Below are 20,633 nucleotides of genomic sequence, written 5' to 3' on the forward strand. Positions count from 1 at the left end.
GGGCGGGGACCCGGCCACCGGGGCGGTTCACTTCGGCAGCGAGTCAGTCCACCCGGAACTGACCTGTGCGCCCTGCGGGCCGGAGGCTCCGTAGATGGCTCCGTCCGCTGTCACGAACATCGAGGTGTGGCTGATGCGTGCGGTCACCGGGTCGACCACCAGGCGGTAGTCGCCCGGCAGCAGGAAGCCGCGGCCGCCCGGGACGGGGCCCAGGTCGCGGACGCCCGGGTATGCCGCGATCGAGCGGAACGCCGCCGCTCGCACGGCCGGCTGTGCGGGCAAGGTGGACACCAGGGAAACCATCGACAGCAGCAGCTCCCGCTCGCGGTCCTCGGCGGTGAGCGGGCCCGCGCTCGTGCGGGCGCCGCTGTGCGCGATCGCGTTCACGAGCCAGTCCCGCAGCGCCGCCGGGTCGGAGGGCAGGGTGCGCAGCTGCTCGAAGGTCACGGTGGTGCCGGCCAGCCGCAACGGGTACAGCCCCAGCGATCTGACCTTGCCGCCGGACTTCGCGCCGCGGAACCACGTGTGACCGTCGGCCGTGTACCAGTTCTCGTAGACCACGTTGTCCGTGGCCGTCTTGACGTACCAGTACTTGCCGGTGCCCGCCGGGGTGCGCTCGGCCACGGTGGCCGCCGCCAGCAACACCTGCTGGCCGGTGACGACCGGGGCGACCGCCTGCGGAGGCGGGGCCGGGGCGGGCGTGCCGGGCAGGGTCGCGACCACGACGGCCGCCGCCGCCGCGGCGGCCACCAAGCCGGCGCCGATCGCCAGCGGGCGGACCCGGCGGCGGGGTGCGCCCTGCATCCGGTTCTGCAGCCGGTGGCGGCTGCGGTCGACGACGTCCTCGGCGGGCGGTGGCGTCACCAGCACGGCCCGCACGGCCTGCAGGTCATTCATCGGAAACCTCCTGGGAAAGCACGGAATTGAGCTTCTTGCGGGCACGGTTCAGCCGGGAGCCGACGGTGCCGGGGGAAATGCCGAGCGCCTCGCCGACCTCCGCGTAGCCGAGGTCGGCGAGCGCGACGAGCAGGAGGACGTCGCGTTCCCCGGCGGACAGCCGGGACAACGCCTTCCCCACCCGGGTGGCCACGACCGCATCGACCACGCGGTCTTCGTGGCCTTCGGCGGCTTCGCGCGGGTCGAGCCGCGAAAGCGCGCGGTAGTGCCGGGCCTCCTTGCGGCGGTGGCGGGACACCAGGTTCGTCGCGATGCCGAACAGCCACGCCCGCAGGTCGCCGCGGTCGGCATCGAACGTCTTCCGGCGGTCGAAGGCGACCAGGAACGTCTCGGCGGCGACGTCCTCCGCGGTCTGGGCGCCGAGGCGGCCGGCGACGTACCGGAAGATGTCCCCGAAGTAGCGGTCGTGCACCTCGGTGAACCGCTCGATGCCGAGCACCGGGGCCGCCGTCATGGGGCTGCCTCTGTCATGGGGTTCCTTCCCGTCGGCGACAGTCACACCACCACTTCGCCGCTGGGCTGGAACTTCTTCCCTACCCGATCGGCCAGGGCCGCTGCGGCGGGCGAAGCCGCTCGTAGGCGGCCGCGACGCGGAGGACGCCGAGGTCGTCGAAGCGGCGGCCGGCGATCTGGAGGCCGATCGGCCGCCCGTCGTCGGTGTAGCCGCAGTTCACCGACACCGCGGGCTGGCCGGACATGTTGTACGGCACGGTGAACGCGATGTGCTCGAACGGCCGGGCCGGGTCGTTCGTCGGCGAGGCCCACTCCGCCGGCGGCGCCGCGACCGGGCAGGTCGGCGACAGCACGAAGTCGAACGCCGAGGTCGCCCGCACCGCCGCCACGCTCATCACGTCGATCTGGGCGAAGCCGCGGTAGACGGCCACGCCGGACGCGTCCGCGCCGCCGGCCGCCCACTCGGCGATGTACGGCAGCACCCGCGCGCGGCGCTCCGGCGGCAGGTCCGCCATGTCCGCCCAGGCACGCGTGCGCCAGAAGACGTCGAGGCCTTCGAGCATCGGCCGGGTGAGGAACGGCTCGACCGGCTCGACGACCGCGCCCGCCGCTTCGAACGCCCGTGCCGCCGCGGTGACGGCGTCGCGGGTCGCCGGGTCGACCGGGAGGCCGAGACCGGCGTCGAGGTGCAGGCCGACGCGCAACCCGGACAGCGGCAGGTCCAGCGACGCCCAGTCGAGCTCCGCCGGCGGCAGGCACAGGTGGTCACGCGTGTCCGGACGCGCGAGCACGTCCATCAGCAACGCCGTGTCGGCGACCGTGCGGGTCATCGGGCCGGCGACACGCCCGAGGAACGGCGGGACGACCGGCACCCGGCCGAAGCTCGGCTTCAGCCCGGTCAGTCCGCACCAGCCGGCGGGCAGCCGGATCGAGCCGCCGATGTCCGTGCCGACGTGCAGCGGGCCGTACCCCGCGGCGGCCGCGGCCCCGGCGCCCGCGCTGGACCCGCCGGGCGTGGCCGAGAGCAGCCAGGGGTTGCGGGCCGTGGCGTGGAAGCTCGACCGCCCGGACGTCAGCATCCCGTAGTCCGGCATGGTCGTCTTGGCCAGCAGGACACCGCCGGACTCGCGGATCCGCGCCGCCGCCGGGGCGTCCTCGGCCGCCGGGACCAGCGCCGTCGCCGCCGTGCCCAGCGGCACCGGCGTGCCGCGGGTGGCGATGTTCTCCTTGATGGTGAGCGGGACGCCGTCGATCGGGCCCAGCGGTTCGCCGGCCGCCCAGCGCGCTTCGGACGCCTTCGCCTCTTCGAGAGCGCCTGAAGGGTCGTACGCGTACAACGCGTGCAGCTCCGGCTCTCGCGCTTCGATGCGCGCGACGACGGCTTCGGTCACCTCGACCGGCGAGAGCGTCTTCGCGCGGTACTGCGCAACGAGCTCGACGGCGGTCAGGTCAGGCAGCTCGGTCATGCACGCTCCTCAGGGGTACTCAGCCATCTTGACCGCCGCGCAGCCGGGCCAGTTCCGCGCGCAGGTTCGGCGCGGCGGCCAGCAGTTCCCGCGTGTACTCGTGCTGCGGCGCTTCGTAGACCTGCGACACGGCACCGAGTTCGACGATCTCGCCGCGGCGCATCACCGCGACCCGGTCGCAGACGTGCCGGACGACGCCGAGGTCGTGGGACACGAAGACCAGCGTCAGCGCGAACTGCTCGACCAGCGAGCCGAGCAGGTCGAGGATCTGGCCGCGCACGGAGACGTCGAGCGCGCTGACCGGCTCGTCGGCGATCAGCACGCTCGGGTTCGGCGCCAGCGCGCGGGCGATCGAGATCCGCTGCCGCTGACCGCCGGAAAACTGGTGCGGATAGCGTCCCGCCGCGTCCGCCGGCAGGCCGACGGCGGCGAGCAGCTCGGCCACCCGGTCCGGCTCGCGACGGCCGAGCGGCTCGGAAACGATGTCCAGCACGCGCATCCGCGGGTCGAGCGAGCCCATCGGGTCCTGGAAGACGATCTGCAGTTCCGAGCGCAGGAAGCCGAGCTTGCGTTCAGGCAGGTTGTCGATGCGCCTGCCCTGGAACGAAATCGTGCCAGCGGTCGGCTTGTCGAGTGCCGCCAGCAGCCGGACCAGCGTCGACTTGCCGGAGCCGGACTCGCCGACGATGCCGAACCGCTGTCCCGCCTCGACGTCGAAGCTGACGCCGCGCAGGGCGTGGACGTCCCGCCGGGCGTACCGGCGTTCGAGGTCGCGGACTTCGAGCATCATCGCCGGGCCTCCAGGTCCGAGGCGTCCAGGAGTTTGCGCGTGTAGGCGTGCGAAGGCGACGTCAGCACGTCACGCGTCGAGCCCGCTTCGACGATCTCACCGTCCAGCATGACCAGCACGCGCTCGCACACCGAAGCCACCACGGCGAGGTCGTGCGTGATGAACAGCAACGCGCTTTCGGCGGGCAACGACGTCTTGATCAGCGAAAGGATCTGGGCCTGCACGGTGACGTCGAGTGCCGTGGTCGGCTCGTCGCAGATCAGCAGCGACGGCTCGTTGGCCAGCGCCATCGCGAGCACGACCCGCTGCCGCTGGCCGCCGGAGAGCTGGTGCGGGTACGCGCGGGCGGTGCCGGGCAGGCCGACCGCGGCCAGCAGCTCCTCGGCGCGGTGGCGCCTGCCGTGGATCCGCCCCGGCTCGGTCACCTGCCTGCCGACGCGCATGGCCGGGTTCAACGCCGTCATCGGCTCCTGGAACACCATGGCCAGCTCGTCGCCGCGCAGCCGGGAAAGGTCCTTTTCGGACATTCCGAGCAGCTCGCGGCCGTGCAACGAGACCGAGCCGGACGCCCTCAGCTCCTCCGGCAGCAGGCCCATGACCGCCAGCGCCGTCAGCGACTTCCCGGACCCGGACTCACCGATCAGGCCGACGCGCTCGCCCGCGCCGATCTCGAAGGAGACGTCACGGACCAGGTCGCCGACCCGAAGCCCTGACACCGAAAGCGTCATACCCGCGCCGCCAATCGGGGGTCGAGGCGGTCGCGCAGGCCGTCGCCGAGGAGGTTGAAGCCGAGCACGGCGACGGCGATCGCGATGCCGGGCACCAGCGCCAGCCGCGGCTGCACGGTCAGCAGTTCCTGGGACTCCTGCAGCATCCGGCCCCACGACGGCGTCGGCGGCCGCGTGCCGAAGCCGAGGAACGACAGCGCCGCCTCGGCGAGCACGGCGATCGCGAACGACACCGACGCCTGCACGATCAGCAGGCCGGAGATGTTCGGCAGCACGTGTCGCACCGCGATGTTCAGCCGCGACCGGCCGCCCGCGCGGGCGGCGAGCACGAACTCGGTGCTCATCACCTGCAGCGTCCCGGACCGGGCGATCCGCGCGAACGACGGGATGGTGGCGATGCCGATGGCGACCATCGCGGTCAGCGTGTCCGCGCCGAACACCGCGCCGAACATGATGGCCAGCAGCAGCGCGGGGAAGGCGAGCACGAGGTCGTTGACCCGCATGACGAACTCGCCGAGCCACCGCGGCGACGTCCCGGCGAGGATGCCCAGCGGCGTGCCGATCACCGCCGCGATGCCGACCGCGACGACCCCGACGTACAGCGTCGTCCGCGCCCCGACCATGAGCTGGCTCAGCAGGTCGCGGCCGAACTTGTCGGTGCCGAACCAGTGGGCGCCGGAGAAGCCGAGCAGCCGGTGGGTCGCGTCGACCTTCACCGGGTCGAACGGCGTCCACACGAACGACAGCACCGCGGCCAGCACCACCAGCCCGACGAGGATCCCGCCGATCAGGAGATTGCGCATCACGAACCCCGCAATCTCGGGTCGAGCACGGTGTAGAGGACGTCGACGACGAAGTTGACCAGCAGCACGCCGACCACCAGGACGAGCACGATCCCCTGCACGGTCAGCAGGTCACGCGCGGAGACGGCGTCCAGCAGCATCGACCCCAGGCCGGGCAGCACGAACACGCGCTCGACGACGACCGCGCCGATCAGCAGCGTCGCGAGCTGCAGGCCCAGCACGGTGACCACCGGCACGGACGCGTTGCGCAAGCCGTGCCGCACCAGCGCCTGTCCCGGCCGGAGTCCCTTGGACCGCGCGGTGCGCAGGTAGTCCTGCCCCAGCGTGTCGAGCACCGCGGAACGCACATAGCGCGTCAGCACGGCGCCCTGGACCAGGCCGAGCGACAGCGCGGGCAGGATCAGGCCGCGGACGAACTCGCCCGCGTTTCGGTCCGGCGGCGTCCACCCGCCGGACGGCAGCCAGCGCAGCTGCACGGCGAAGATCTGCACCAGGATGATCCCGGCGAGGAACGCGGGGATCGCGACACCGATCTGCGACAACCCCGAGACACCCGCGCCCGAGGACTTCCGGTGCTTCACCGCGGCGAACGTGCCTGCGGGGATGGCGATCACCAGCGCCACCAGCATCCCGGCACCGACCAGCCACAGCGTCACGCCGAGGCGGTCGAGCAGCTGCGGGCCGATCGCGTCCCGCGTGACGTACGAGCGGCCGAAGTCGCCGTGCAGGACACCGCCGATCCAGTCGAAGTACTGCGTCACCAGCGGGCGGTCGATGCCGAACTCCGCGCGGGTCTTGGCCAGCAGCTCCGGGGTCGCGTTGACGCCGAGCGCGACCTGCGCCGGGTCGCCCGGCAACACCGCCATGAACAGGAACACGACGATCGAGGCGGCCAGCACGCTGACCACGAAGATCGCCACCCGGCGCAGCACCCTGGCCGTCATCGCGGCGCCAGCCCGGTGAGGTCGAACGACTCGCTGACCTGGTTGGCTGCGAACCCGCCGACCTTCGTCTTCGCGACGATCACGTTGGGGAACAGGAACAGCCAGTCCGCGGCCGCGTCGGTGTTCAGCTGCCGCGCGACCTGCTTCATGTCCGCGACCTGCTGCTCCGGCGTCCCGCTGTCGGCCTCGGCGAGCAGCTGCTGGACGCGCTTGCTGTCGTAACCCCAGTAGTACTTCGGCTTCCCGAACGTGGTGATGTCCCTGGCCTCGACGTGCTGGATGATCGACAGGTCGTAGTCGTGGTCGGTGAAGACCTGCTTCAGCCACACCGCCGGGAAGTCGAGCGGCTCGATCGTGGTCCGCACGCCGACGTCGGCGAGCTGCGACTGGACGACCTGCGCGGCCGACACCGCGTACGGCAGGTTCGGGATCCGCAGCCGCAGGTTCAGATTCGTCGCGCCGGCTTCGGACAGCAGCGCCTTGGCCCGCGCGGGATCGAAGCGGTAGACGTTCGAGAGGTCCTCGTACCAGGGGTCGGTCGGCGGGACCATGCTGCCGATCAGCGTGCCGCGGCCGGCCCACGCGGTGTCCAGCAAGGCTTTCCGGTCGATCGCGTAGGTCAGGGCCTGGCGCACGCGGACGTCGTTCAGCGGCGGCCGCGCGTTGTTCATCGCCAGCGTGACTTCGGAGTTCGTCGTGCCCTGGACGACCTGGAACCGGTCGTCGGCCTGGAACTGCGGGATCGAGTCGGGCGCGGTGATCGCGGAGATGACGTCGATGCCGTTGCTGAACAAACTGTTGTTCAGCGCGGTCGGGTCCTTGATGTACTTGAGGACGACCGTAGAGTACGCCGGTTTCCGGCCCCAGTACGCGGGATTCGCCTTCAGCACCACCGAGTCGCCGCGCTTGCGCGCCGCGACGACGTACGGTCCGGTGCCGACCGGCTTGGTCGCCAGGTCGGCGACGCCGGTCGGGCTGAACATCGCGCCGAGCCGGCTGGTGAGGCTGAACAGCCAGCCGTTGGACGGTTTCGACAGCACGACCCGCGCGTGGTCCGGCGCCACGACGTCGACGTGGTCGACGACGTCCATCGTGGACTTGATCGAGATCGTCCAGTCCTTCTTCACCCGCAGGAGCGAGAACTTGACGTCCTCGGCGGTGAAGGGTGCGCCGTTGCTGAACCGGACGCCTTGCTGCAGCTGGAAATCGTACGTGCGCCGGTCCGGGCTGACCGTCCACGACTTGGCGAGCAGCGGCACGATCCGGCTCTGCGCGTCGAGCTTCACCAGGCCTTCGTAGACGTTGTAGAGCAGCGCCTGCGGGATGGCGGCGCCGTCCGTGCGGGTGAAGTCGAAGTTCGCCGGCTCCGCCGTGAAGCCGACGGAAAGCGTGTCCGGACCGGCGGAAACACTGGCGGACGAGCCGGCCGAGCAGCCGGACACCGCGAGCAGCAGCACCGCTGCCACCGCGGGAATCCGGGCTTTCATTCGACCTCCCGGTCAGTACACTGGTCTGACCAGTAGCCTGCACCGACCCAACGGCGAGGTCAAGCGATGCGGTTCGAACCGGTGGCTCCGGTCCGCGCGTACGAGCGGGTCGTCGAGCAGATCGAGCGGGTCGTGATCAGCGGCGAGCTCAAGCCGGGCGAACGCCTGCCGAGCGAGCGCGAGCTGATGACGCAGTTCGGCGTCGGCCGCTCGACGATCCGGGAAGCCCTGCGCGTGCTGCAGGCGGCCGAGATGATCCGGTCGCGGCCCGGCGACCCGCGCGGCCCGGAGGTGCTGGCCGCCTCGCCCGCCGCGCTGCACCGCTCGATGCACCGGCTCGCCCGGGCCGAGCACGTCGGGCTCGCCGAACTGCTGCAGTTCCGGATGATCCTCGACGGCTCGGCGCACCTGCTCGCGGCCGGCCTCCGCACCGAGGAGGACCTGACCGGGCTCGACGCGGCCCTGGAGTCGATGCGCGAAGGCGTCTCCCGCGGCTACGCCGAGTTCAGCCGCGCCGACGTCGCCTTCCACGAGGTGATCGCGCGCATCTCCGGCAATCCCCTGCTGGTGGTCAGCGAAGAGGTCGTGCGCGGGGTGGTGCTGGAACTGATCGAGGACAAGCTCGAGCACGCCAGCAACCGGACGTCGCTGATGCGCACCTGGCTCGCCCACCACGCCGAAGTGCTCGACGCGATCCGCGCGGCCGACGGCGCGGGCGCGGCACACCTGGCCAAACAGGCGTTGTACGACAACTACGCCGAATACGTCCCGGCCGGGCGACGGCCGCTGCTCGCGCCCTTGCTGCAGCTCTAAACTCGCCCACGTGGACTCGGCGAAACGGGACGGCGTCGGCCTCGCGCTCTCGGGCGGCGGCTACCGCGCAATGCTCTTCCACGCCGGCGCGCTGTGGCGGCTCAACGAGCTCGGCTGGCTGCCGAAGCTGACCACCGTCTCCAGCGTCTCCGGCGGTTCGATCGCGGCCGGCGTGCTGGCGCACGCGTGGAACCGGCTGTGGTTCGGCGAAGACGGGGTCGCGGAGAACTTCGGCAAGGAGGTCGTGGCGCCGATCCGGAAGCTGGCCCGCACCACCCTCGACATCCCGGTGACGCTGAAGGCGATGTGCATGCCCTGGCGCAGCGCGGGCGAGGAACTCGCGCGCCGCTACGCCGAGCACCTCTTCGGGGACTGCTGCCTCGCCGACCTCGACCCGGCCGGGCCGAACTTCGTGTTCACCGCGACCAGCCTGCAGGACGGCTCGCTGTGGTGGTTCTTCCGGCAGCACGGCCCGCACGGGCAGATCCCGCTGGCCACCGCGGTCGCCGCGTCCTCGGCCTTCCCGCCGCTGCTTTCGCCGGTGGTGATCCCCGACCCGCACCAACCGGACCGCAGGATCGTGCTCAGCGACGCCGGCGTGTACGACAACCTCGGCCTCGACCCGATCGAGAACCAGCGCGCGGTCGTCCTGGTCAGCGACGCGGGCAAGAAGATGAAGCACGAGACGAGGCCGAGGCACAACTGGCCGATGCAGCTGCTGCGCGTGCTGACCGTGATGGACAACCAGGTCCGCGAGCTGCGCACCGGCTCGCTGCTGAAGTCCTACGAGGACAAGACGTTCGCCGGCACGTACTGGGCGACCTACAGCAACATCGAAAACTTCGAGCTGCCGGACGCCCTGCCCGCGCCGGCCGAGCACACCCGGCGGCTCGCCGAGACGAAGACCCGGCTGGCCAGGGTGCCCGAGAAGGTGCAGGACAACCTGATCAACTGGGGGTACGCCGTCTGCGACGCGGGTATGCGCCGCTGGGTGTGCCCGGGTACCGAGCTGAAGCCGGAGTTCCCGTACCCGGGCTCGGGCGTCGGCTGAGCCCGCGGGATCAAGCCACGAGGTTCGCGTACACGATGACGTTGTCCTTGTAGCTGTGCTCGGCGTGGTCGAACGCGCCACCGCAGGTGATCAGCCGCAGCTGCGGTTTGTCGCTGTTGCCGTAGACCGCTTCGCGCGGGAACGTCTCCTTGGGGACCTGCTCCACGCGGTCGACGACGAACTTCAGCTTCTTGCCGTCGCTGCGGTCGACGTCGACCTCGTCACCCTTGGCGAGTTCCTTGAGCTTGAAGAAGATGCCGGGCTTCTTGTCGCCGTCGACGTGGCCGAGCAGCACCGCGGGGCCGGTCTCGCCCGGCACCGGCGACATCTTGTACCAGGCCGCCTGCATCGGCGTGTGCACCGACGGGACCGAGATCCCGCCGTCGGCCTTGGGCAGCACCGAAACCAGCGACGACTGCGCGCCGATCTTCGGGATGTTCAGCTGCGTCGGGCGCAGGCCGGCGAACGGCTTGGTCACCGGCGGCGGAGCCGCTGCGGACGAGGCCGGGGGCGGCGCCGCCTGCGGGTCCGGGGTCCCGCAGGCGGCCAGTGCGAAGGACAGCGCCAGGGCGGCCGCGAGAACGCGGCCGCCGCGGCGGAACTGCTTGGTCATGCGGTCAGGACCGGGCCGTCGCGCCGCCGCCGGTCTCGACACCGCCGGCCTTCGGGGTCACCTTGACCTGGCTGCCGACGGTGGCCGAGCCGCCGCCGTGGCCGACCGGGCGGGTGACCGGCTTGCCCTCGCACACCCAGGAGACCTGCGTGTCGTCGGACAGGTGCTTGCCCTCGTTCAGCTTGATGTCGAAGCCCCAGTAGCGGCCGTCCGCGCCGTCCTGGAACGGGCCGGCGGCCACGGTGAAGTCGTTGGCGACGACGTTCCGCGGCTCCCCCGCCTTGCAGGCGATGACCAGGATGCCGGTGCCCTCGTCGAACTCCCACGCGTACGCGACGTCGTCGATGTAGTCGTCGCCGTGCGGGAACGGGTCGGTCGGCTCGGTGGTCGGCGCGCTGGTGGGCTTGGTCGGCTTGCCGGAGGTGGGCGTGCCGGTGCCGGTCGACGTCGGCTCCGAGGTCGGCTGGCCCGAGGTCGGCTGCTGCGAGGTGGGCTGCTCCGACGTGGACGGGACCGAGGTGGACGTGGGCACGTCCGTCGACGGCAGCGTCTCGGACGTGGGCGCGACCTCGGACGAGGTCGGCGCCTCCTGCGCGAGCGCGGCAGGCGAAACGGTGAGCGTGAGCAGGGCCCCCGCGAGCACGGCGCCCGCAAGACGGCCCAGGGACTTCTTCAAGGTTGACTCCCAGGGAAGGAAACGCGCAATGACCCCCACTACGCGAGCCGCCCGGTGCTCCGAAGCACAAGATCAGGCGACTCGGACATCCTGCCGCATTACTGGTATATACCGGAAACGAATTGGACGTGAAGAAAGCCACTTCGGAAACCGGTAACGTTCCGGCCCGGCGAAATCCACATCGGACAGAGACGCCGGCCGCGCTTTCAGGCCACCAGGTTCGCGTAGACGACGATGTTGTCCTTGTAGCTGTGCTCCGCGTGGTCGAACACGCCACCGCAGGTGATGAGCCGCAGCTCAGACCGGTCGCTGTTGCCGTAAACGGCGTCGCGCGGGAACGTGTCCTTCGGGACCTGGGTGACCCGGTCGACGACGAACTTCAGCTTCTTCCCGTCGCTGCGGTCGATGTCGACCTCGTCGCCCGGCACGAGGTCCTTGAGTTTGTAGAAGATACCGGGTTTCTTGTCGCCGTCGACGTGCCCGAGCACGATCGCCGGGCCGACGTCGCCGGGCACCGGCGAAAGCTTGTACCAGGCCGCCTGCATCGGCGTGTGCACCGACGGGACGGAGATCGAGCCGTCGGTTTTCACGGCGACGGCCAGCAGGCTGGACTCCGCGCCGATCTTCGGGATCTTCACGGAGGTCGGACGCACGCCCTTGAAGGGTTTGGTCAACGGCACCGAGGACGGGACCGGCGCGGCTGCGGGTTTCGGTGGTTCGGCCGTACCGCACCCGGCCAGAACCAGGGCCAGCACGGCGACAGCCGCGCCCACCCGGCGGACGGTCACCTGGCGGTGCCGCCGAAGCCGGTCTCGACGCCGCCCTTGGGCGCGACCTTGACCTGGGCTTTCGGTGCGGCATTGCCGGCTGGAGCGGTGGTGGCGACGGTGGTGCTGGAAGTCGCCGTGGTGATCGGCGCGGTGCTCGACGGCACGCTGGTGGAGACGGTGGTCGTGGTGGTGGTGCTGGTCGGCGGCTCTTCCTGCTCGAACTCGACGGTGCCGTTGCCTTCGACGCCGGCGCAGGTCCAGCTGAACTTGGCCGTCGTGGTGCCGGCCGGGGCGTCCGCGACACGCACCGAGTAGTTCCACAGGCGAGGGTCCGCCTCGTCCTGGTCCGGCCCGCCGGTCACGCTCAGGTACTGCGTGGCCACATTTCCGGGTGCCCCGGCCGCGCAGGCGATGACCAGGACCCCTTCGCCGCCGAGGCCGACGAACCCGTGGCCCGTGTTGTCCTGGTAGTCGTCCTTCGGCGGCTCAGCCGATTCCGGCGCCGACGACGTGGTCTTCGGGGTCGTGGTGGAGGTGACCCCGGTGGTCGCCGGCGCCGACGTGGTCGTCGTGGTCGAAGTGGTCGGTGCGGTGGTCTCGGTCGTGGTCGAAACCGTGGTGGTGGGAGTCTCCGAAGTGGACGTCGTGGTTTCGGTCGGTGTCGTGCTGGTTTCCGTCTGCGCCACCGCGGCGGGCGCGGCGGCGAAGGTGGCGAGCGCGCCCGCGAAAACGACCCCGGCGACCCGGCTCAGCGTTCTGCCCACGATGCACTCCCAACGCGTTGACCTGCGATGTCGCCACTATCGACGATTCGGCGGTGCGCGTTACTCCGGTAGGGCGATCACCAAGTCGTCCCACAGGTCGTCGGGATCTTCCAGGCCGACGCTGAACCGGACCAGCCCGGCCGGGACCCGCTCTTCGCCGGCCAGCCAGGCTCGCCGCTCGACCAGGCTCTCGACGCCGCCGAGGCTGGTCGCCGACCGGATCAGCCGGACCGACGCGCAGAAGCGGTCGGCCGTCTCGGCGTCGGCGAGGTCGAAGGAGACCATCATCCCGAAGCCCGGATAGCGCACGCGGCGCACCGCGGGGTGCTCGGCGAGCCGCGAAGCCAGCAGCGCGGCGGTGCGGGACTGCTCCGCGAGCCGGACCGGCATGGTCCGCAGCCCCCGGAGGGCGAGCCAGGCTTCGAGGGCGCCCGGCGTCGAGCCGACCCGCGTCCGCGCGCCGCGCAGTTCGGCCGCGACGGCCGGGTCCTTGGCCACGGTGATGCCCAGCAGCAGGTCGCTGTGCCCGCCGATGAGCTTGGTCGCGCTGTGCACGACGACGTCCGCGCCCAGTTCGAGCGGCCGCTGCTGCAGCGGCGTCGCGAAGGTGTTGTCGACGACGACCCGGCCGCGCGCGGCGGCAGCGATGGTCTCGATCTCCATCACGTCGAGGGTCGGGTTGGTCGGCGACTCCAGCCAGACCAGGTCCGAGGTCGCGGCCTCGGCCACCCAGGCCTCCGTGTCGGTCGGGTCGAGCTCGGTGACGGCGAGCTTGCCGAGCTTCTGGGCGTGGGCCAGCACCCCGCGCGTCACGGCGTAGCTGAACGTCGGCACCGCGACCCGCGACCCGACCGGCAGCAGGTCCAGCACCGCGGACAGGGTGGCGACGCCGGACGCGAACGCCGTCGCCTCGCCGCCCTCCAGCGCGCCGACGGCTTCCTCGAGCGCGTGCCAGGTCGGCGTCCCGTCCCCGCGGGCATACGCGAAATCGCCACCGGCCTGGTAGGTGCTGGTGGCGACGAGCGGGGTGTTCAGCGGCTCGCCGGGACCGTGCGGCCGGCCGGCGGCGATGGCCTTGGTGCGAGGCGTCCAGTCGTCCATGCGCCTCACGGTAATGGGAGGCCGGGGCACGCACGCGTCCGCGCGTGCCCCGGCCGGGCTTCTCAGTGGGCGTAGACCTCGAACTCGTACAGCGAGTAGCCGTACTTGGTGCCGCGCTGGACGCCCTGCATCTTGACGAACCGGGCCGGGGTGGCGGCGAAGGCCAGGTTGTCCTGCCCGCCGTCGCCGTCGGTGACCACGGCCGCGTCCGTCCAGTGCACCGCGTCCGGCGAGAGCTGGATCCGGTAGCTCTTGCCGTAGGCGGCTTCCCAGCTGAGCAGCACCCGCGAGACCTGCTGGACCGAGCCGAGGTCGACGGTGATCGCCTGGTCGTCGCTCCAGTCGCTGGCCCAGCGGGTCGAGGCGTTGCCGTCGATGGCGTTCGACGCCGGCGAGTTGTAGAAGCCGGTCTCGGCGCTGGTGGCGCTGACCGTCTTCGCCGCCGCCAGGTTGGCGATGTTGTCCCCGCGGTGCGCGGCGTACTCGACGACCTGCTGGAACGTCGGGCGGTTCTGCCAGCTGATCTTGTCCTGCGTGATGCCGCCGAGCGGGTTCTGGATGATCGAGTCGGCGCACCACTGGTCACCGGCCGAGCAGTTCGCGTCACCGGGGTAGACGGTGTTCGCGGGCTGGCCGGCCGCCGTGGTGAGCGAGTCGACGAGCGCCTGGCGGCACGCGGTGACGTCGCCACCGCCGCAGAACGTCTGCGCGAGCGGGCCCACCACCGGCTGGCCGAGCACCTGCCGGATGTCCTTGCTGACGTAGCCCCACCAGCCGAACTGGAACGACGAGCCCTTGTGGGGCTGGCCGGTGTGCTGGCCGTTGCCGTTCTGCCAGCCGGACGGGCTTTCGTTGATGCCGAGCACGCTCGTCATCGCGTTGTAGGCGGCATCGCCCATGCCCGGCTTGAACTCGGCCTGGACGAGCAGCGGCCACCAGGCGTCGAAGATGCGGATCGCGTCGGCGTCGGCGTAGGTCTTGCTGCCTGCCGACGTCTCCTTGCGCAGGTGGCCGTTCGCGAGCCACGTCTTGAGCTTCGCTTCGGCGTCCGCGGCCGCGCCGGTGGTCGGCGTCTTGTCGAGCACCTGCAGCAGCAGCGGCAGGACGCGCTCGGCACGCAGGTCGGCCAGCGCGGCGTCCGCCATCGCCTGGGTCAGGTTGACCCGGGTGACCTTGGTGCCGCTGGAGATCAGCTGCTTGACGCGCGAGTCGAGCAGGTCGACGCGGTGCACAGCCGACTTGTCCGCGCCCGCGGCCGCGTAACCGTTGGCCTGGGCGTTGTTCCAGCTGACGTAGTAGTCCTGGTTGACCGACTGCGGGTGCTGCGCCGCCGGCGTGTAGGTCGCCAGGTTGCCCGCCGGGTTCCAGCCCACCCAGTCGTGGCCCTGGTCGCCCCACACCGGCATGTTCGGGTCCACATCGGACTGCCGCTGCGGGTTGGCCCCGGAGTTGAAGTAGGCGATGTCCTTCGAGTCGGCGTAGAACCAGTTGAACGTGAAGTTGATGTCGGCCGCGGCCTTCTGGAAGTCCGCCGCGGACTTGACGAAGGTCGGGTCGTTCAGCTCCTGGAACCCGATCAGCGAGTCGACCTCGTGGAAGTAGGACGAGCGCAGCGCCGCGTACGCCACCGGCTTGCCGCCGACGGTCGCCCGGCTCTGCACCGGCCCGTACTTGGTCCGGTAGCTGCGCAGGGTGTAGGACCCGGCCGCGGTGCCGTCGGCCACCGTCGGCTTCCAGGAGTTCTTCACCTCGACGGTGTCCATCGGGATGCACTTGCCCTGGTAGGTGTAGTAGTTCGAGTCCTTCGTCGGCGTCCCGCCGTTCGGGTCGCACAGCTGCAGCGCGTAGGTGTCGATGATGTCCTGCGCCGACGTCGTCGCGCTCCACGAGTAGTCCTGGCCGCGGCCGAGCAGCGTGTACATGCTGAGCCCGGCGAAGGCCGCGCCGCGCGAGCTGATGCCCGGGCCCTGCAGTTCCTGCAGCAGGAGCAGCTGCGGGGCGAAGTAGCCGGTCTGCGGGCCGAACACGGCGACCGGGTGGCCGCTGGCGGTCTTGGCCCCGGAGACGAGCAGCGCGTTGGACATGCCGTGCTTCTCGCTCAGCATGTTCGCCGGCAGCACGCCGTTGTCGAACATCCCGCGGGCGGGCTCCAGCTCGGCGGGCGCGGCGACGTCCACAGTGGACGGCGTGGCGGTGGCGGCCGAACCGGTCTGGTCGAACACCAGCGGCTGCGGCGTCACCGAGTTCTTGTCCGGCAGCGCCCGGCCGTTCGCGTTGGCCGGCGTCTTGCCGTACGGGAAGGTCTGGCCGTCGTGCAGCGTCTTGACCGCCTCGGGGTCGTCCTCCGAGCGCAGGCTCTGCCACACCTTCTCGCCCTGCACGACGCCGTACTTCTCCTGCAGCGCGAGCTTCGCGATGGCGTTCTGGACCTCGCCGCCGCCGCCCGCGCCGAACTCGGCGCCGATCAGCGAGGCCAGCGCGACCAGGTCGGTCAGCTTGAACGGGTCGATCGAGCCGGCGTTGGTGATCGAGTCGACGTGCCCGGTCAGCACGTACTCGCCGGGGAAGTACCGGCCGTTGTAGGAGTCGGAGATGTACTTGTTGATGCCGTCGACGTAGGCCTGCGCGTCGGCGAGGCCCTGCGCGCCGCGCGGGCCGCTGGCCGCGGTGCGGTCGATCTGCTGCTGCAGCTCGGCCTCGGTGTAGGGGGCGTTGGCGAAGAACTGCTGCTCGAGTTCGCGGTTGGCTTCGGCGCCACCGGCGAAGGAGGTGACCTGGCCGCGGGCGGCGTGCCGCAGCACGTCCATCAGCCACAGCCGGTCCTGCGCGGCCGCGTAGCCGGCGCCGAACTCGGTGCCGGAGCGGGTGGTGCCGGTGATGTGCGGGACGCCGAGGGCCTTGTCCCGCACGATCGTGACGTCGGACCGCGGCTTCGTCGTGCTCGCCACCTGGTCGCCGGGGACGCCGAAGGAGGAGTCGTTGAAGTACTGGTTGATCGCGCCGGTGGTCAGCGTCTTGTAGCCACCTGCGAGCGAGGCGTACTTCCCGAGCTGGTCGCCGGCGTGCGCCGGCCGGGTGCCGAACACCTTGTGCGCCAGGATGTCCGCGAGCGTGGCGTTGCCGTTCTCGCCGGGCGGGAGGATGTCGCTGCACTGCCCGCCGCAGTAGTCGTCGGGCGACAGCGCGGCCTGCGCGGCCGGCGCGGTGAGGACAACCTGGGTCAGCCCGGCCACGAGGGCCCCCAGTGCCGTTACGGTCAGGGCGCGGATGCGTCGTCGCATACCCGGGCTCCCCTCAGTCCAGAAGAGTGACGAAGCGCACGCTACCGATCAGTAGCAGAAGTGTGAAGACTTTTCGCGTTTCTCCCCTCTTTGGGCGTAGTCCGATCGGCGCAGCCTGCGGGGCGTGGGTACGGTGAGGCCCATGACCTTGGAAAAGCCCCTCATCGACCGCCCGGACGGACCTGCGCCGGCCGAACTCGAGATCACCGACCTCACCGTCGGTGACGGCGCGGAGGCCACGGCGGGCAAGACCGTCACCGTGCACTACGTCGGTGTCTCGCACTCGACCGGCGAACAGTTCGACGCGTCCTGGGACCGCGGCGAGCCGCTGCGCTTCGGCCTCGGCGCCGGCCAGGTCATCTCCGGCTGGGACCAGGGTGTCGCGGGGATGAAGATCGGCGGCCGCCGGAAGCTGGTCATCCCGCCGCACCTGGCCTACGGCGACCGTGGCGCGGGCGGCGTGATCAAGCCGGGCGAGACGCTCATCTTCGTCGTCGACCTGGTCGGCGTGAACTGAATTCTCGGGACATATGCGGCAACCGACCCCGGCGGACTCCGCCGGGGCCGGTTTTTTTGGTCCGAGCAGAGCATTCCCGGCCCCCACGGCGTCGCTACCCTCGACGGTGATCACCGGCGCGGGCCGCCGGTGCGTGAAAAGGGGGATCCACCGATGCGCATCCGCGCCGTGCTTTCCGCTGCCTTCCTCACCCTGACCGCCGGGCTCGCCACCGCCGCCCCGGCTTCGGCCGTGGCCAACGGCTCCGACGTTCCGGCAGGCCAGTTCGGGTTCGCCGCCAAGCTCACCATGACCAACATCCCGAAGCCCGACGGCTCCCGGTACAACAGCGCCTGCTCCGGTGCGCTGATCGCGAAGAACTGGATCGTCACGGCCGGGCACTGCTTCCACGACGCGAACCGCAACCGCGTCTCCGGTCCGGTGCCGTACCCGACGTCCGTGCTGCTCGGCACGGTCAACCAGAGCACGCCGGGCGAGACGCGCAACGTCGTCACCGTCTTCCAGTCGAGCGTCAACGACATCGCGATCGCAACCCTCGACGCCGATGTGACGACGATCACGCCGCTCACCGTCAACCGCGTCACGCCGTCGGTGGGCCAGCTGCTGACCCTGGCCGGCTGGGGCAGCCTGACCGCGGTCAACCCGGCGCCGTCGACGAAGCTGCAGCAGGGCACGGTGAAGGTCGGCCAGGTCGCCACCGCGACGCTCGGTGTCCAGGGCGTCGCCCCGACGTCGACGACGAGCGCCTGCGTCTACGACTCGGGTGCGCCGTACTTCGTCGCGGGCGGAACGGGCGGGCAGCTGGTGTCGGTCGAGTCGACCGGGCCGGACTGCCCGCACAGCCAGCTCGAAACCACTTCGCGGGTGGACGTCATCGCGGACTGGATCGCCTCGCACACCGGCTGAGCCTCCGGCCGGGCGTCACCCGGGTGACGCCCGGCCAGGGAATTCCCAGTGCGCGGCGGCGGCCCTAACGTCGAAGGTCGACCACCGATTCGACGAAGGGGAAGAATGCGCCTGCGCGCCCTGCTCGCCGCTGTTGTCCTGACCGTCTCCACCGCTCCCGCCGCCTGGGCCGTCGCCCACGGTTCCGACGTCCCACCGGGCCAGTACGGGTTCGTCGCGAAGGTTTCGATGACGAAGATCCCGCGCCCGGACGGCTCGACGTACAGCAGCTACTGCACGGGCGCGCTGGTCGCGCCCGCTTGGGTCGTGACGACCGGCCACTGCTTCCACGACGCGAACCGCAACCGCGTCGCGGGCAAGATCCCGTACCCGACGACGGTGACGCTGGGCCTGACCGACGAGGCCACGGAGTCGGGCATCGCCCGCAAGGCGACCGAGGTCCTCCAGGCCAAGGAGAACGACGTCGCGCTGATCCGCCTCGACTCCCCGGTGACCGCGGTGACGCCGCTGCCGGTGAGCCGCGCGGTCCCGAAGGTCGGGCAGCAGCTGACCCTGGCGGGCTGGGGCAGCCTGACGGCGACGAATCCCAAGCCGGCCACGCGCATGCAGCAGGGCACGGTGGCGGTGGCGAAGGTGGACCCGACGACCCTCGGCGTCCGCGGCGCGGCCCCGGACATCACGACGAGCGCGTGCACGTACGACTCGGGAGCCCCGTACTTCTCGGACGACGGTCTGGTCTCGCTGGAGGCGACCGGGCCCGACTGCCCCCACGCCGGCATCGAGACGACGAGCCGCGCGGACGTGATCGCGGACTGGATCGCCACCCACACGGCCTAACTTCGCCCAGGGCGAACGCAGTGACCTAGCCCACCAGAACCACGCTGGGAGGTGACGGGAGGCACCGTGGGGGTCCGGGGGGGCTCGGCCCCCCGGGAGAAATAGGGCCAACGGGAAGAGCCCCGATCGCGCTAGCGATCGGGGCTCTGAACAGCGTGGGCGAGGAGGGAGTTGAACCCTCACGTCCTTTCGGACACACGGACCTGAACCGTGCGCGTCTGCCATTCCGCCACTCGCCCGAGTGCTTCTCTCAAGCAGCGAGGAGAAGACTAGCAGGTCGTTTCGACGGCTTTCACCGGGGGCCGTGTAGAGGCTGGCTCACCCGGATAGGATCGGTGCGGAAGCACACGTGTGAGGAGGTTTTCCCCGGTGGGCCGCGCCGAACGATTCGACAGGCGACTCGAGAACCTGGTGGGGAACACTTTCGCGCGCATGTTCGGTGGCAACGTCGTCACGCAGGAAGTGGCGATCGCCCTCGAGCGGGAGAGTGAGGAGAACGTTCGTGAGCTGGCAGGCGGTCGGCAGCTCGCCCCGAATCACTACATCGTGTCCCTGGGGGCGGCTGACCACGAGCGCATGGCAGAGGACGAGCAACGCGTCACCCAGGTGCTCGCCAGGGCGGTGGCCGAACACCTCGCCGCCGAGGGCCTGGACACCTATGGTGACGTCGTCGTATCACTCGAGCGCAACGAGGCGCTGCATACTGGACAGTTCAAGACCCGTTCGTCCGTCGATCCCGACGCCCGCCCCTCAGGCGCCGGTTCACCGCGGTCGGCACGACCCAGCAACGCAGGAGACCCAGCAATGAGCCAGCCCCCCGGCTACGGCCAATACGACCAGGGTGACCCGTACGGCCAGCAGGGCCAGTACGGCTACGGACAGCAGGGTGGCCAGCAGCCCGGGTACGACCAGGGTTACGGCCAGCAGGGTGGATACGACCAGTACGGGCAGCCCCAGCAGGGCGGTGGCTACGACCAGTACGGGCACCAGCAGGGCGGCTACGACCAGGGTGGCTACGCCCAGCCCCAGGGCGGCGGCTACGACCAGGGCGGCTACGGCCAGCCCCAGGGCGGCGGCTACGACCAGGGCGGTTACGCCCAGCCCCAGGGCGGTGGCTACGACCAGGGCTACGGCCAGCCGCAGGGCGGCGGGTACGACCAGGGCGGTTACCAGCAGGGTGGCTACGACCAGTACGGCGGCCAGCAGCAGGGCGGGTACGACCAGTACGGCCAGCAGCAGGCGTACGGCCAGCCGGCCGGCGACCCGTACGGCCAGCAGGGCGGCTACGCCCCGCCGGCGCCGGGCCGCCAGCTCGCGGCGAGCCTGCAGCTGGACGACGGCTCGAACCGCACGTACTCGCTGAAGCAGGGCGGGAACGTCGTGGGCCGCGGCCAGGACGCGGACTTCCGCCTGCCGGACACCGGGGTCTCACGCCGCCACCTGGAGATCACCTGGGACGGCCAGAGCGCGACGCTCGCCGACATCGGCTCGACCAACGGCACGACCGTGAACGGCACCCCGGTCCAGACCTGGCAGCTCGCCGACGGCGACGTCATCCGGGTGGGCCATTCGTCCCTCGTGTTCCGTACACAGGGCTGACTGGGGGCACGGAATACTGTTCCCGCAGAATTGACGTGCGGGGGGACCGCGGCGTACCCGCGTCGCGGCTGCGCGGA

General features: G+C 71.0%; 20 protein-coding genes and 1 tRNA gene. 6 read left to right on the forward strand and 15 right to left on the reverse strand.

Translation table 11 applies throughout. The annotated features are described in order from the left end of the window. Positions 1–27: 27 nt before the first annotated feature. The 8 genes from ABZX11_RS00850 to ABZX11_RS00885 all read right to left on the reverse strand — a co-directional run bounded on the left by ABZX11_RS00850 (position 28) and on the right by ABZX11_RS00885 (position 7,628). Positions 28–897, reverse strand: a complete 870-nt coding sequence (locus tag ABZX11_RS00850; RefSeq protein ID WP_354908641.1) for a CU044_5270 family protein — start codon at positions 895–897, stop codon at positions 28–30. Then, positions 890–1,411 (reverse strand): sigma-70 family RNA polymerase sigma factor, encoded by a 522-nt coding sequence (locus tag ABZX11_RS00855; protein WP_354908644.1) that lies wholly within the window; start codon positions 1,409–1,411, stop codon positions 890–892. Before ABZX11_RS00855 ends, ABZX11_RS00850 begins: the two co-directional genes overlap by 8 nt. Positions 1,412–1,490: 79 nt before the next feature. Beyond that, positions 1,491–2,876, reverse strand: coding sequence for an amidase (locus ABZX11_RS00860; protein ID WP_354908647.1), 1,386 nt, complete (start codon positions 2,874–2,876; stop codon positions 1,491–1,493). A gap of 19 nt (positions 2,877–2,895) precedes the next feature. Then, a complete protein-coding gene (locus ABZX11_RS00865; protein ID WP_354908649.1) occupies positions 2,896–3,666 on the reverse strand; it encodes an ATP-binding cassette domain-containing protein in 771 nt (256 codons plus the stop codon). Next, positions 3,663–4,394 (reverse strand): ABC transporter ATP-binding protein, encoded by a 732-nt coding sequence (locus ABZX11_RS00870; RefSeq protein ID WP_354908652.1) that lies wholly within the window; start codon positions 4,392–4,394, stop codon positions 3,663–3,665. Before ABZX11_RS00870 ends, ABZX11_RS00865 begins: the two co-directional genes overlap by 4 nt. Further along, entirely contained in the window at positions 4,391–5,197 is an 807-nt protein-coding gene (locus ABZX11_RS00875; protein WP_354908655.1) for an ABC transporter permease, read from the reverse strand. The genes ABZX11_RS00870 and ABZX11_RS00875 overlap by 4 nt, the downstream gene beginning before the upstream one ends. Continuing rightward, positions 5,197–6,141, reverse strand: a complete 945-nt coding sequence (locus tag ABZX11_RS00880) for an ABC transporter permease (RefSeq protein ID WP_354908658.1) — start codon at positions 6,139–6,141, stop codon at positions 5,197–5,199. The genes ABZX11_RS00875 and ABZX11_RS00880 overlap by 1 nt, the downstream gene beginning before the upstream one ends. Continuing rightward, positions 6,138–7,628: an ABC transporter substrate-binding protein gene (locus ABZX11_RS00885; protein WP_354908661.1), complete on the reverse strand. Its 1,491-nt coding sequence runs from the start codon at positions 7,626–7,628 to the stop codon at positions 6,138–6,140. The genes ABZX11_RS00880 and ABZX11_RS00885 overlap by 4 nt, the downstream gene beginning before the upstream one ends. Positions 7,629–7,694: 66 nt before the next feature. Between ABZX11_RS00885 and ABZX11_RS00890 the strand changes: the two genes are divergently transcribed. After that, a complete protein-coding gene (locus ABZX11_RS00890) occupies positions 7,695–8,441 on the forward strand; it encodes a FadR/GntR family transcriptional regulator (RefSeq protein WP_354908663.1) in 747 nt (248 codons plus the stop codon). Positions 8,442–8,451: 10 nt separating this feature from the next. After that, positions 8,452–9,492: a patatin-like phospholipase family protein gene (locus ABZX11_RS00895; RefSeq protein ID WP_176173790.1), complete on the forward strand. Its 1,041-nt coding sequence runs from the start codon at positions 8,452–8,454 to the stop codon at positions 9,490–9,492. Between the two features lie 10 nt (positions 9,493–9,502). Here ABZX11_RS00895 and ABZX11_RS00900 read toward each other — a convergent pair whose 3' ends face one another. The 6 genes from ABZX11_RS00900 to ABZX11_RS00925 all read right to left on the reverse strand — a co-directional run bounded on the left by ABZX11_RS00900 (position 9,503) and on the right by ABZX11_RS00925 (position 16,697). After that, positions 9,503–10,105, reverse strand: coding sequence for a class F sortase (locus ABZX11_RS00900; RefSeq protein WP_176173791.1), 603 nt, complete (start codon positions 10,103–10,105; stop codon positions 9,503–9,505). A 4-nt stretch (positions 10,106–10,109) separates the two neighbouring features. After that, the gene (locus ABZX11_RS00905) at positions 10,110–10,781 is read right to left on the reverse strand and encodes a hypothetical protein (RefSeq protein ID WP_254897050.1); all 672 of its coding nucleotides are present in this window, start codon (positions 10,779–10,781) and stop codon (positions 10,110–10,112) included. Positions 10,782–10,987: 206 nt separating this feature from the next. Beyond that, the gene (locus tag ABZX11_RS00910; protein WP_354908668.1) at positions 10,988–11,569 is read right to left on the reverse strand and encodes a class F sortase; all 582 of its coding nucleotides are present in this window, start codon (positions 11,567–11,569) and stop codon (positions 10,988–10,990) included. Next, positions 11,566–12,315: a hypothetical protein gene (locus ABZX11_RS00915; protein WP_354908670.1), complete on the reverse strand. Its 750-nt coding sequence runs from the start codon at positions 12,313–12,315 to the stop codon at positions 11,566–11,568. The genes ABZX11_RS00910 and ABZX11_RS00915 overlap by 4 nt, the downstream gene beginning before the upstream one ends. A gap of 60 nt (positions 12,316–12,375) precedes the next feature. After that, positions 12,376–13,416, reverse strand: a complete 1,041-nt coding sequence (locus ABZX11_RS00920; protein WP_176173793.1) for a PLP-dependent transferase — start codon at positions 13,414–13,416, stop codon at positions 12,376–12,378. 62 nt (positions 13,417–13,478) lie between these two features. After that, positions 13,479–16,697: a penicillin acylase family protein gene (locus ABZX11_RS00925; protein ID WP_354908672.1), complete on the reverse strand. Its 3,219-nt coding sequence runs from the start codon at positions 16,695–16,697 to the stop codon at positions 13,479–13,481. A 142-nt stretch (positions 16,698–16,839) separates the two neighbouring features. On the opposite strand from ABZX11_RS00925, the gene ABZX11_RS00930 reads away from it, so the two are divergent. The 3 genes from ABZX11_RS00930 (at position 16,840) to ABZX11_RS00940 (ending at position 18,957) form a co-directional block, all read left to right on the forward strand. Next, complete coding sequence (locus ABZX11_RS00930) at positions 16,840–17,214, forward strand: FKBP-type peptidyl-prolyl cis-trans isomerase (protein WP_176173795.1); 375 nt, start codon at positions 16,840–16,842, stop codon at positions 17,212–17,214. Positions 17,215–17,367: 153 nt separating this feature from the next. Continuing rightward, positions 17,368–18,120 (forward strand): trypsin-like serine protease, encoded by a 753-nt coding sequence (locus ABZX11_RS00935; RefSeq protein ID WP_354908676.1) that lies wholly within the window; start codon positions 17,368–17,370, stop codon positions 18,118–18,120. 105 nt (positions 18,121–18,225) lie between these two features. After that, positions 18,226–18,957: a trypsin-like serine protease gene (locus tag ABZX11_RS00940; protein WP_176173797.1), complete on the forward strand. Its 732-nt coding sequence runs from the start codon at positions 18,226–18,228 to the stop codon at positions 18,955–18,957. Positions 18,958–19,113: 156 nt separating this feature from the next. Here the strand turns inward: ABZX11_RS00940 and ABZX11_RS00945 are convergent. Continuing rightward, positions 19,114–19,196: transfer RNA gene (locus tag ABZX11_RS00945), tRNA-Leu, on the reverse strand. A 130-nt stretch (positions 19,197–19,326) separates the two neighbouring features. On the opposite strand from ABZX11_RS00945, the gene ABZX11_RS00950 reads away from it, so the two are divergent. Further along, positions 19,327–20,556 carry a DUF3662 and FHA domain-containing protein gene (locus ABZX11_RS00950; protein ID WP_176173798.1) on the forward strand — a complete coding sequence of 410 codons (1,230 nt, stop codon included), beginning with the start codon at positions 19,327–19,329 and terminating at the stop codon, positions 20,554–20,556. Positions 20,557–20,633 lie beyond the last annotated feature (77 nt).

It is taken from the genome of Amycolatopsis sp. NPDC004169, assembly GCF_040610315.1.
GTDB lineage: Bacteria > Actinomycetota > Actinomycetes > Mycobacteriales > Pseudonocardiaceae > Amycolatopsis.